At 61.5% G+C, this 12,098-nt stretch carries 8 protein-coding genes; 6 read left to right on the top strand and 2 right to left on the bottom strand.

The genetic code is table 11. From position 1 onward, the window contains the following. Positions 1-208 precede the first annotated feature (208 nt). Positions 209-2,710 (top strand): LuxR C-terminal-related transcriptional regulator, encoded by a 2,502-nt coding sequence (locus NUV89_RS12410; RefSeq protein ID WP_257781546.1) that lies wholly within the window; start codon positions 209-211, stop codon positions 2,708-2,710. Here NUV89_RS12410 and NUV89_RS12405 read toward each other — a convergent pair. Continuing rightward, entirely contained in the window at positions 2,707-3,582 is an 876-nt protein-coding gene (locus NUV89_RS12405) for a helix-turn-helix domain-containing protein (RefSeq protein WP_257781545.1), read from the bottom strand. The genes NUV89_RS12410 and NUV89_RS12405 overlap by 4 nt on opposite strands. Before the next feature lie 138 nt (positions 3,583-3,720). On the opposite strand from NUV89_RS12405, the gene NUV89_RS12400 reads away from it, so the two are divergent. Then, positions 3,721-4,632 (top strand): DMT family transporter, encoded by a 912-nt coding sequence (locus NUV89_RS12400; protein WP_257781544.1) that lies wholly within the window; start codon positions 3,721-3,723, stop codon positions 4,630-4,632. Between the two features lie 124 nt (positions 4,633-4,756). Here the strand turns inward: NUV89_RS12400 and norR are convergent, their stop codons facing one another. Continuing rightward, positions 4,757-6,280, bottom strand: coding sequence for a nitric oxide reductase transcriptional regulator NorR (gene norR / locus NUV89_RS12395; RefSeq protein ID WP_257781543.1), 1,524 nt, complete (start codon positions 6,278-6,280; stop codon positions 4,757-4,759). A gap of 147 nt (positions 6,281-6,427) precedes the next feature. On the opposite strand from norR, the gene hmpA reads away from it, so the two are divergent. The 4 genes from hmpA to cyoB all read left to right on the top strand — a co-directional run bounded on the left by hmpA (position 6,428) and on the right by cyoB (position 12,097). Beyond that, positions 6,428-7,609 (top strand): NO-inducible flavohemoprotein, encoded by a 1,182-nt coding sequence (gene hmpA, locus NUV89_RS12390; RefSeq protein WP_257781542.1) that lies wholly within the window; start codon positions 6,428-6,430, stop codon positions 7,607-7,609. Positions 7,610-7,834: 225 nt separating this feature from the next. Beyond that, positions 7,835-8,341, top strand: coding sequence for a disulfide bond formation protein B (locus NUV89_RS12385; RefSeq protein ID WP_124526437.1), 507 nt, complete (start codon positions 7,835-7,837; stop codon positions 8,339-8,341). Between the two features lie 792 nt (positions 8,342-9,133). Continuing rightward, positions 9,134-10,075 carry a ubiquinol oxidase subunit II gene (gene cyoA / locus NUV89_RS12380; protein ID WP_026136523.1) on the top strand — a complete coding sequence of 314 codons (942 nt, stop codon included), beginning with the start codon at positions 9,134-9,136 and terminating at the stop codon, positions 10,073-10,075. 3 nt (positions 10,076-10,078) lie between these two features. Then, positions 10,079-12,097: a cytochrome o ubiquinol oxidase subunit I gene (cyoB, locus tag NUV89_RS12375; RefSeq protein WP_017734787.1), complete on the top strand. Its 2,019-nt coding sequence runs from the start codon at positions 10,079-10,081 to the stop codon at positions 12,095-12,097. Position 12,098: the final 1 nt, after the last annotated feature.

Genomic DNA, 12,098 nt, shown 5'->3' with positions numbered 1-12,098 from the left:
AAGCGGAGTGTCAGTCAGCATATGTATGACTGATCCACCGCCTTCGCGAGCAAGCCCGCTCCCACACAAGCCCGCTCCCACACTAGTTTGTGTACACCTTCAGTTTTATGGCCATCAATCACCCCGCTGAATACTTCTTCAACAACCCTTAGCCACAGGACTAGGGTACGCATCAGGTTGCATAACAATAAAAAAGCAGGATGCAGCAATGACCGCCATGACACGCTGCCTGGACCGTCCTGGATTCATGCCCCGGCTGTCCGCCCACCATCTGCTGCGCCCGCGCCTGGCCGCGCCGTTGTTGGCGGCGCAGGCCCGGGTCAAATTGCTCTGCGCCCCCGGCGGCAGCGGCAAGAGCGCGTTGCTGGCCGAGTGCGCCTTGCAGGCGCCCAACGGTTGCCAGGTGTATTGGCTGCCGCTCAATGGCATCACCCTCAGCCCGCTGGAACTATGCCAGCGCCTGGCCCTGAATCTGGGCCTGCCCTTTACCGATGAAGCCACGCTGCTGCTCGACCTCGCTCGTTGGCAGGCCCCGGCGTGGTTGTTCCTCGATGATTTCAGCCGCCTGCCCGCGCCCGAGCTGGACGCGTTGCTCGACCGCCTGCTCACGGCCAGCAGCCCGGCGTTGAGCTGGTGGCTCGGCGCCCGTCGCCGGCCGATCTGCAACTGGCCGCGTTTGCTGCTCGACGATGAATTGCTGGAGTGCAGCAGCACCGAATTAGCCTTCAATGCTGCGGAAATCCAGCCGCTGCTCTGCCCCGGACACAGCGTGGACAGCGTCATGCAGTTCAGCGCCGGGTGGTGCGCCGGTGTGCGCATCGCCTTGCTCGGCGACGGGCACCCGGACAAGACCCTGCTCGACTACCTGCAACACGAACTGTTCAGCACCTTACCCGCCGAGCTCGCCGAGGCGTGGCGCGTGCTCGCCCATCTGCCGCGTTTCAACGCCGGCTTGTGCGAGCACCTGTTCGGCTTTGGTGACGGCGACCAGTACCTGCACGACTTGCAGGCCCTCGGCGCCTACATCCAACCGTGGGAAGACGCCGCCGACTGGCTGCAAGTGTTCCCGCCCCTGGCGCACTTGTTGCGCGATGAACCCTGGCCAGCCAAACGCTCCTGGCACCGGCGGGCGTGCCAGTGGTTCACCGCCGAACAGGACTGGCAAGCAGCATTCGAACAAGCGTTGCTGGCCGAGGAGTACGAGGTGGCGGTGAGCCTGTTGCAACACTTCAGTTTCGAGGACCTGTTTCGCCAGCAAAACGCCGTGCTGCTGTTGCGCCTGCATGAGCAACATGGCGATGAATTGATGCTCGGTTCGGCGCAATTGGTCGGTTTGGTCACGGCGGCGTTGCTGTTTGCCGGGCGCTTCGACCAGGCGGCGCTGTGCATCGATCAGTTGGCGCGTTTTGCGCCGCAACCGACAGCGGCGCAACAGGCCTATCTGCTGGGGCGCTGGCAGGCGCAGTGGGGCTGGTTGCTGCACCTGCGTGGCGATGCCGATGGCGCGCGCGAGCATTTTCTCGAAGCCCTGCAAGCGTTGCCCGACAGCGCCTGGACATCGCGCCTGATGTGCCTGTCGGGGCTGACCCAGCAGGCCTTGCTGCGCGGCGAGTTGGACGTGGCCCAGGCCTTGAGCCGCGAGGCGCTGTGCCTGGCCCGCGCCCATGGTTCGTTGGTGCTGGAGGCGTTGCTCGAGTTGGACCACGCCCAGTTGCTGGAGCAGCGCGGCGCACCTTACCGCGCGCAAAGCCTGCTGGAAGGGGTGCAGGCGATGTTGCTCAAGCAGCGCCTCAAGGCCGGGCCGCTGGTGGGGCGGATCGCCTTGCGCCGTGGGCACCTGGCGTTGCGCCAAGGGCAGGACGTGCTCGCCGCCGAGTGTTTCGACGCCGGCTTGCCGATGTGCCTGCACAGCCAGGACAAGCGGGTGCTCTACGGTTTTCTCGGCCTGGCGCTGTTGGCGGCCAACCGGGGCGATTATGCCCAGGCCTTTGTCCAACTGCGCTACGCCGAGCGCCTGATGCAGCAGCGGCTGGTGCCGGAGTCGGTGTATCGCGCGGTGCTGCTGTTGGTCAGTGGGCACTTCTGGTTGCAGCAGGGTCGTGCCGAGTTGACGGTGGAGGCAGTGCGCCGGGTGTTGCGTCACTTCCGTGGGCCGCAGGCCAAGCAGGCGCCGCCGGCGACGTTGGAGTTGATACCGCGCCTGGAATACTTGCTGGTGCTGGCCGAGGTGAAACTGGGCTGTGCCGAACAACCGTTGCAGCGCTTGAGCGCCTTGCTGGCGACTGTTCAACAACGTGGCATGTTGTGCCTGGAAACCGAGCTGCACCTGGTGCTGGGCGAGGTGGCTTGGCAACTCGGCGACTCAGCCCAGGCGCGGCGTTCGTTGCAGGCCGGCTTGGAACTGGCGGCACGTTGCCAGGTGCAGCAGGCGATTCGCGAGTTGCGTTTGCGCTCGCCGGGGTTGTTGAGCGACGTGGGGCTTGAAGCGCAAGTGTCACCCGCCGGCACGGCAGAAAACCCCCTGAGCCAGCGCGAACTGGAAGTGCTGCAATTGATCGCCCAAGGCAGCTCCAACCTTGAAATTGCCGACCGCCTGTTTATCTCCCTGCACACGGTCAAGACCCACGCGCGGCGCATCCACAGCAAACTCGGCGTGGAGCGGCGCACACAAGCGGTGGCCAAGGCGAAGACGCTGGGCCTGATGGTTTAGGCGCAGAACGCTTGGCGGTATTCGCCGGGCGTGGCGCCCATGGCTTGGCGGAAGCGGCTGGTGAAGTGGCTGGCGCTGGAAAAACCGCAGATCAAGGCGATCTCGCCGAGGGGCAGGGCGCCGCCGCGCAGTAGCGCCTGGGCGCGGGTCAAGCGGCGCGCCAGCAGGTATTGATGGGGCGGCAGGCCGAAGCTTTGGCGGAACATCCGCGCAAAATGGTATTCCGACAGCGCACACAACCCGGCCAATTGGCCGAGGCTGATGGGGTCTTCCAGGTGCTGGTCGATGTACTCCACCAACAACCGCCGCTGGTACGCCGCCAACCCGCCTTTCAACCGTAGCCCGTCGCGCGCGCCGACCTGGCTGAGCAGGGTGTGGCTGAGCATTTCATGGGCCAGGCTGCTGGTCAGCAGGCGTTCGGCGGGTTCGTGCCAGTTGAGGGCGATCAACTGGTGGAAGCGCCGGGCTTGGCTGGCGTCCTCCAGGAAGGTGCTTTCGCGCAGTTGCAGCGCGCGCGGTTCGCGGTCGAGCAAGGTGACGCAACCGAGGGCGAACTGCTCCGGGCTGAAATACACGTGGGCCAGGCGGATCTCGCCATTGATTACCCAGGCCGACTGGTGCTCGGCCGGCAGGATGCACAGCTTGTCGGGGCCGCCCTTGGTGCCGGGCTGGTCGCGACGAAACGTGCCGGTGCCGCCGCCGATGTAGCAGGACAAGGTGTGATGGCTCGGCGCCTGGTAATCCTGGGCATCGTGATGGTTGCTCCACAAGGCCGCAGACAAACCGTCACCGAGCTCGGCGCAGGCTTCGAGGCGTGCGTTGGGCGAGCGGTTAAGGGCTTGGAAGACTTGCAGGGATTCCAGTTCGGGCATGGTGAGCACTCGTTGACGCCTTGCATCCTACTCCGCGGCGCTGGCGCTGTGATCCCGCTGGCCGACAAAAGCGCAAGAATCTGCAAGAGGCTTGCCCGGGTTGGGGGCGACACTGAGGCTCAATCGATGGAGCCCGCTATGAACCTTTCCCTGTATTTACTCACCGTGCTGATCTGGGGCACCACCTGGATTGCCCTCAAATGGCAGCTGGGCGTGGTGGCGATCCCGGTGTCCATCGTCTATCGCTTCGGCCTCGCCGCGCTGGTGCTGTTTGCGCTGTTGCTGCTCAGCCGCAAGTTGCAGGTGATGAACCGGCGCGGGCACTTGATCTGCCTGGCCCAGGGCTTGTGCCTGTTTTGCGTGAACTTCATGTGCTTTTTGACCGCCAGCCAGTGGATTCCCAGCGGCTTGGTGGCGGTGGTGTTTTCCACGGCGACCTTGTGGAACGCGCTGAACGCCCGGGTGTTTTTCGGCCAGCGGGTGGCGCGCAACGTGTTGATGGGCGGCGGCCTGGGTCTGGCCGGTTTGGGCTTTTTGTTCTGGCCGGAACTGGTCGGACACACCGCCAGCCCGCAGACCTTGCTCGGTTTGGGCCTGGCGTTGCTGGGGACCCTGTGTTTCTCGGCGGGCAATATGTTGTCGAGCCTGCAACAGAAAGCCGGGCTCAAGCCGCTGACCACCAATGCCTGGGGCATGGCTTATGGTGCGGCGATGTTGGCCACCTATTGCGCAGTGCGCGGGATTCCCTTCGAGATGGACTGGAGCGCGCGGTATATCGGCGCGTTGTGGTATCTGGTGATCCCGGGTTCGGTGATCGGGTTTACCGCGTACCTGACCCTGGTCGGGCGCATGGGGCCGGAGCGTGCGGCGTATTGCACGGTGCTGTTCCCGGTGGTGGCGCTGAATGTGTCGGCGTTTGCCGAGGGCTATCAATGGACCGGGCCGGCGTTGGTGGGGTTGGTGCTGGTGATGTTGGGGAATGTGTTGGTGTTCAGAAAGCCAAAGGCGACCTTGCCGGCGAACCCAATCCTCAAGGCAAAACACATCTAATGTGGGAGCGGGCTTGCTCGCGAAAGCGGTGTGTCAGTCAATATATCTGTCACTGATACAACGTATTCGCGAGCAAGCCCGCTCCCACACAAGCCAGCTCCCACATTTGACCGAGTTGACCGGCCTATTTGAGACCAAGGCGCTTGGCCATGCGGCCGAGGTTGGCGCGGTCGAGGCCGAGTTCGCGGGCGGCACTGGCCCAGTTGTGCTGATGGCGCTCCAGGCAGGCGCTGATGATCTGGCGTTGAAAGTGCTCGGTGGCCTGGCGCAGGTCGCCGGCGACCACGGGGATCTCGTCAACCCGGGCTTCGATGGCGGGCGCGGTGACATCGGGCAAGTCCAGGTCCTGGGCGCTGAGGCTGAGAATCTTCGGCCGCTCGCGGCAGTTGCCCAGGGCTTTCAGCGCGCTGCGGCCGATCAAGTGCTCCAACTCGCGCACATTGCCCGGCCAGTTATAGGCCAGCAGCGCCGCCTGCGCGTCGCTGGTCAGGCGCAGGCTGCCCAGGCCCATGCGTGAGCGGTTCTGTTCGAGGAAGAAACCGGCCAGCAGCAACACATCCCGCCCGCGTTCGCGCAGGGCCGGCACTCGCAGCGGGTACACGCTGAGGCGGTGGTAGAAGTCGGCGCGGTAGCGGCCATTGCGCACTTCTTCGGCGAGGTCGCGGTTGGTGGCGGCGATCAGGCGCACGTCGACGTGATGCTCCTGGTCCGAACCCAGGCGTTGCAACTGGCCGCTTTGCAGGACGCGCAGCAGCTTGGCCTGCACGGTCAGGGACAGCTCACCCACCTCATCGAGGAACAGCGTGCCGCCATTGGCCAGCTCAAACTTGCCGCGGCGCTCGCTCAGCGCACCGGTGAACGCACCGCGCACATGGCCGAACAGCTCGCTTTCCACCAGGGTTTCCGGCAGGGCCGCGCAGTTGAGGCTAATCAGCGGTTTGTCCGCACGCGGCGAAGCGGCGTGGATCGCCTGGGCGACCAACTCCTTGCCCACGCCGGTTTCGCCGGTGATTAGCACGGTGAGGTCACTGCCGCCCACCAGCTTGATCTCTTCCACCAGGCGCTTGTGGGGTTTGCTCTGGCCGATCATTTCCTTGTGTTGCTGGCCGCTGGCCTCGCGGTAGATTTCGGCGCGCAGGGTCAGGCGCTCGATGCGTTCGGCGACGTTGACGGTGGCGGCGGCAAGGCTGGCGAAGGCTTGCAGGGCGTCCAGTTCGACCCGTTCGAAGCGCTCGGTGTCGAGGGCGTCGAGGGTCAGCAGGCCCCAGGGCTGGTCGTCGACAAACAGCGGGCAGCCCATGCAGTCGTGCACTTCCAACTGCCCATGCAGGCCGGCGACCAGGCCGTCGTAGGGGTCGGGCAATTCACTGTCGCTGTCAAAGCGCGTCGGCCCGGGGCTGCTCAACAGCACCTCGAAACGCGGGTGCTCGCTGACCTTGAAACGCCGGCCAAGGGTGTCGGGGCTCAAACCGTCCACCGCCAGCGGCACCAGCCATTCGCCGTCCAGGCGCAACAACGCGGCGGCATCGCAGGGCAGCAGGGCGCGCATGGCTTGCAACAAGCGGCGGTAGCGCTCACCTTCGGGCAGTTCGCGGGACAGGTCGGCGACCAGGGGCAGCAGGGTGGTGAGCAGGGATTGCGCAGTCATAATGACTCCTTGTAGTCCTTATGACTATATAGCGTAGGAAGTCATACTGACTACATATTATTCAAGTCATTGAAATATAAGGATTTATAAGTTGGCACGAATACTGACTAGGTAAAGGCAATCAGTAAAAAGACCCAGGAGTCTGCCATGCTTAGTGCCCAAGACCGTGCCATCGTCAAATCCACTGTGCCTCTGCTGGAAAGCGGCGGTGAAGCGCTTATCACCCATTTCTACCGCATGATGCTGTCCGAGTACCCCGAAGTGCGCCCGCTGTTCAACCAGGCCCACCAGGCCAGCGGCGACCAGCCTCGCGCCTTGGCCAATGGCGTGCTGATGTATGCGCGGCATATCGATCAGCTGGATCAGTTGGGCGATTTGGTGGCGAAGATCATCAACAAGCACGTGGCCTTGCAGATCCTGCCGGAGCATTACCCGATCGTCGGCGCGTGCCTGCTGCGCGCCATCTCCGAAGTGCTCGGCAGCGAGATTGCCACCCCTGAGGTGATGAGTGCCTGGGGCGCGGCCTATGGCCAGCTGGCGGATATCCTGATCGGTGCCGAAACAGCCATCTACGACGAGAAAGCCCAGGCCCCCGGCGGCTGGCGCGGTGCGCGGGCGTTCACGCTGGTCAAGCGCGTGGAAGAGAGTGCCGAGATCATTTCCTTCTACTTTGCGCCGGTGGACAACGGCCCGATCCTGGCGGCGGCGCCGGGTCAGTACATCGGCATGAAGCTGGTGCTGGACGGCGAGGAAGTGCGCCGCAACTATTCCCTGTCGGCCTTGAGCGATGCCGGGCACTACCGCATCAGCGTCAAGCGCGAGGCGGGTGGGCGGGTGTCCAACTACCTGCACGACCAAGTGCCGGTCGGCGCGACCATCGACCTGTTCCCGCCGTCGGGGGAGTTCACCTTGGCCGCTGGCGACAAACCGCTGGTGTTGATTAGTGGCGGAGTGGGCATCACCCCAACCCTGCCGATGCTTGAAGCGGCGCTGGCGAGCGGGCGGCCGGTGCACTTTATCCACTGTGCGCGTAATGGCGGGGTACATGCGTTCCGCGATTGGGTGGATGCCCTGGCGGCCAAGCATCCGCAGCTGCAGCGCTTTTATTGCTACGCCGAGGATGATGGCGTGAGCCCGGCGGCGGATAAGGTTGGGCTGTTGAGCCAGGAACAATTGGCGGCGTGGTTGCCTGAACAGCGCGACATCGATGCGTACTTCCTTGGGCCTAAAGGCTTCATGGGTGCGATCAAGCGCCACCTGAAGGCGTTGGGTGTGCCGGAGAAGCAAAGCCGGTATGAGTTCTTTGGTCCGGCGTCGGCCTTGGAATAAGGCCTGAAGGACCACACTGTGCAAAATGTGGGAGCGGGCTTGCTCGCGAAGGCGGTGGATCAGTCACCTGTGTATTGGCTGACACGCCGCTTTCGCGAGCAAGCCCGCTCCCACATTTGCATCTGCATTTCTCCAGATTAATCTCCTGTTAACCCCCTTCTGTTTAAACCTCTCTCTGTGTGTAAACTTGCGGCCATTGGCACGACCAGACATAGGGAAACTGAGATGAGTGACGAATTGCGTTTAGGCAGGGAGCGGCGCTTTCTGGTGTTGCTGGGCATCATCTGCCTGGCGCTGATCGGCGGTGCACTGTATATGCAGGTGGTGCTGGGCGAGGCACCGTGCCCGCTGTGCATCCTGCAACGCTACGCGCTGCTGCTGATCGCGATCTTCGCCTTCATCGGCGCGGCCATGCGCCGGAAAGGGGCGATCACCCTGTTCGAAGGCCTGGTGGTACTCAGCGCCCTCGGCGGCGTGGCGGCAGCCGGCCATCACGTGTACACCCAGTTCTTCCCACAAGTCAGTTGCGGCATCGATGTGCTGCAACCCATCGTCGACGACCTGCCGCTGGCCAAGGTGTTCCCCCTGGGCTTCCAGGTCGATGGTTTCTGCAGCACGCCGTATCCGCCGGTGCTGGGCCTGTCCCTGGCGCAATGGGCGCTGGTGGCGTTCGTGCTGACCGTGATCCTGGTGCCCCTGGGCATTTACCGTAACCGCCAACGCCAGGCCTGAACCCATCGGGCAAAACGCCCCGGTCTTCCTGAGGGAAGGCCGGGGCGTTTTTGTTTGTAGGGTTTTGTGAAGGGAGCGTGACGCCGGACAATTACGGGTGCGCGCAGCGTGCGACATGTTGTCACACGGAAGCTGCCGCAGGACGTTTCCCACTCGCGGATTGCCCCATTAAATTTGCCTAAAACGCGCAATTTGTGCTGTCAGTTCGTGGTCTGGACGGGGCCGCGTACCTCACGCCGTCCGAGCCTTTGCGTGATGTCCGAATGCCTTGTTTTATGGGGACTTTGCTGCGTTTTGCATGCCCTTACAGGACGTAAGGGCTGTGACAGATCTAGCAATAACACGGCAATTTTTGTGGTTTTTGTTGAGAATCGAACACGATAAGATCGGGAACCTTTGCGGTTTTGGTGAAGGATTGTTGCTGGAATCGATAAAAATTATTTCTTTATAAGACATGGTTTATACATCGCTAGCTAACTACAATCGCCCGCACTGAATGTCCGGTGCTGTTCAATATTTGAGCACTGGAGCGGTCGAGGGGCAGATGGACGGCTCTGTGCGACCCCAAGGTTCCGGCAGCCTTTCAACTATCCGCACCAAATGGAATTGGTCTGTAACAAGGCCTTTAACCACGAAATCGAATAAGAACTCACCGCAGGTCCGTGAAACGCGCCGTTATGGCGTGATGGGCAGGCTCTTATTCAATCGAAGAGAAATGCCAACCCTTGGCAGGGTGAAGTGTTGGCGATCAAAACCCAACTGCATTGCGCAAGCTGCTTTAGAGGTCGTGAGATGAGTAAAAACAGGTACCCCCGATTACTAGGCTTTTTGCCGCTGATTGGCATGCTGTTAATGCTGGGAGGCTGCAAGTGGACCTTGATGGACCCAAAAGGACAGATCGGTCTGGATCAACGAAACCTGATCATCACCGCTACCCTGCTGATGCTGCTGGTCGTGGTCCCTGTGATCATCATGACCTTCGCCTTCGCCTGGAAATACCGCGCGTCGAACACCAGCGCGACCTACGCGCCGAAGTGGTCGCACTCCACCAAGATCGAAATCGCGGTGTGGCTGGTTCCGGTCCTCATCATCATCGCCCTGGGTTACATCACCTATAAGTCGACCCACGAGCTGGACCCGTACCGTCCGCTGGTCTCCGACGTCAAGCCGATCAACATCGAAGTGGTCGCGCTGGACTGGAAGTGGCTGTTCATCTACCCGGACCTGGGTATCGCCACCGTCAACGAGATCCAGTTCCCGGAGAACACCCCGCTTAACTTCCGGATCACCTCCGACGCCGTGATGAACTCGTTCTTCATCCCAGCCCTGGGCGGTCAGATCTACGCGATGGCAGGCATGCAGACTCGCCTGCACCTGATCGCCAACGAAAAAGCTGTCATGGAAGGCATCTCCGCTAACTACAGCGGCGCTGGCTTCACCGGCATGAAATTCAAAGCGATTTCGACAAGCCAGGAAGATTTCAACGCCTGGGTCGCCGAAGTCAAGGCCGCACCTAAACAGCTTGATCAAGCTGAATACGACGCCCTGACCAAACCAAGCCAGAACAACCCTGTCGCCCTGTACTCCACGTACGAGCCGGACCTGTTTCAGAAAATCGTCGACAAGTACGAAGGTATGAAGCCAGGCAAGCCGGTCAAGCACGAGAAGAAAGAAGTGGCCGCGGTTGAAGGTTCTGACACGGGCTCGCATTCAACTGCTGGGGCAGAGGAGTAAACGATGTTTGGTAAATTAAGTTGGGATGCGATCCCGTTCCACGAGCCGATTGTGATGATTACCATCGCCATGATCGCGCTGGGTGGTCTGGGGCTGTTTGCGGCGATCACTTATTTCAAGAAGTGGACCTACCTGTGGACCGAGTGGCTGACTTCGGTTGACCACAAGAAAATCGGTGTCATGTACATCATCGTGGCCATGGTCATGCTGCTGCGCGGCTTTGCCGACGCCATCATGATGCGTACCCAGCTGGCCATGGCCACCGAGGGTTCGCCTGGCTACCTGCCGCCTGAACACTATGACCAGATCTTCACCGCTCACGGTGTGATCATGATCATCTTCATGGCGATGCCATTCTTCACCGGCCTGATGAACCTTGCAGTGCCGCTGCAGATCGGCGCGCGTGACGTTGCCTACCCGTTCCTGAACTCCCTGAGCTTCTGGCTGCTGGTGTCCGGCGTGGTGCTCATCAACGTATCCCTGGGCGTCGGCGAATTCGCCAAGACCGGTTGGGTTGCGTATCCGCCATTGTCGGGCCTGCAATACAGCCCTGGCGTGGGTGTGGACTACTACATCTGGGCCCTACAGTTATCAGGACTCGGGACGACGCTGACGGGGGTCAACTTCCTGGCCACCGTGCTGAAAATGCGCGCCCCTGGCATGAAACTGATGGACATGCCGATCTTCACCTGGACCTGCACCTGGGCCAACGTCCTGATCGTGGCTTCGTTCCCGATCCTGGCCGCCACCATGGCGCTGCTGTCGCTTGACCGTTACCTGGATTTCCACATTTTCACCAATGAACTTGGTGGCAATCCAATGATGTACGTGAACCTGTTCTGGGCATGGGGTCACCCTGAGGTGTACATCCTGATCCTGCCAGCGTTCGGTATCTTCTCCGAAGTGATCTCGACCTTTACCGGCAAGCGCCTGTTCGGTCACCACTCGATGGTTTACGCATCGGGCGCAATCTCTGTACTGGGCTTCATGGTTTGGCTGCACCACTTCTTCACCATGGGTTCGGGGGCCAGCGTCAACGCCTTCTTCGGCCTGGCGACGATGCTGATTTCCATCCCGACGGGGGTGAAGCTATTCAACTGGCTATTCACCATCTACCACGGTCGTTTGCGCATGACCAGCCAGGTCCTGTGGACCCTGGGCTTCATGGTGACCTTCGCCATCGGCGGCATGACTGGCGTACTGCTGGCCATCCCGGGTGCTGACTTCGTCCTGCACAACAGCCTGTTCGTGATCGCGCACTTCCATAACGTGATCATCGGTGGTGCGGTATTCGGTTACATCGCTGGTTTCAGCTTCTACTTCCCGAAAGCGTTCGGCTTCAAGCTGCACGAAGGCTGGGGCAAGGCTGCATTCTGGTTCTGGATCTCGGGCTTCTTCGTCGCGTTCATGCCGCTCTACGCTCTGGGCTTCATGGGCATGACCCGTCGTCTGAACGCTACTACCAACCCTGAGTGGGTACCGTACCTGTACGTTGCCATGTTCGGTGCGATCATGATTGCGGTCGGTATCGCCTGCCAGCTGATCCAGCTGTACGTGAGTATCCGTGACCGTAAGCAGAACGCTTGCGACTCCGGCGACCCATGGAATGGCCACACCCTGGAATGGTCGACTTCGTCGCCACCACCGTTCTACAACTTCGCCGTGATCCCGACTGCGAACACTATCGATGCGTTCACCGAAGCCAAGGAAGACGGTACTGCGTACCAGAAGCCGGCTAAATACGAACCGATCCACATGCCAAGCAACACCGCCACTGGCGTGGTGATGGGTGCGCTGTTGACCGTGTTCGGTTTCGCGATGATCTGGCACATCTGGTGGCTGGCAATCGCGAGCCTGGTTGGCACTATCGGTTACTTCATCGTTCACGCTGCCCGTGACGATCAAGGCTACATGGTGCCGGTCGAAGAGATCGAACGCATCGAAGCCGAGCAGCACGCTCGCCTGGTTGCCGAGAAGAAGATCCCGGCCAACCGTGTTGAAACCTCGTTGGAACAGGCTTAAA

Origin of the sequence: Pseudomonas sp. 18.1.10, assembly GCF_024655625.1 — a bacterium.
Classification (GTDB): domain Bacteria; phylum Pseudomonadota; class Gammaproteobacteria; order Pseudomonadales; family Pseudomonadaceae; genus Aquipseudomonas.
Note: the sequence above shows the minus strand (reverse complement) of the source record. Positions and strands in the feature narration are given on the sequence as shown.

Coding starts and splice junctions, on each gene's coding strand:
- NUV89_RS12405 (WP_257781545.1), bottom strand. CDS start 3,582: ATGCCCGAACTGGAATCCCTGCAAGTCTTCCAAGCCCTTAACCGCTCG.
- NUV89_RS12400 (WP_257781544.1), top strand. CDS start 3,721: ATGAACCTTTCCCTGTATTTACTCACCGTGCTGATCTGGGGCACCACC.
- NUV89_RS12410 (WP_257781546.1), top strand. CDS start 209: ATGACCGCCATGACACGCTGCCTGGACCGTCCTGGATTCATGCCCCGG.
- cyoB (WP_017734787.1), top strand. CDS start 10,079: ATGTTTGGTAAATTAAGTTGGGATGCGATCCCGTTCCACGAGCCGATT.
- NUV89_RS12385 (WP_124526437.1), top strand. CDS start 7,835: ATGAGTGACGAATTGCGTTTAGGCAGGGAGCGGCGCTTTCTGGTGTTG.
- cyoA (WP_026136523.1), top strand. CDS start 9,134: ATGAGTAAAAACAGGTACCCCCGATTACTAGGCTTTTTGCCGCTGATT.
- hmpA (WP_257781542.1), top strand. CDS start 6,428: ATGCTTAGTGCCCAAGACCGTGCCATCGTCAAATCCACTGTGCCTCTG.
- norR (WP_257781543.1), bottom strand. CDS start 6,280: ATGACTGCGCAATCCCTGCTCACCACCCTGCTGCCCCTGGTCGCCGAC.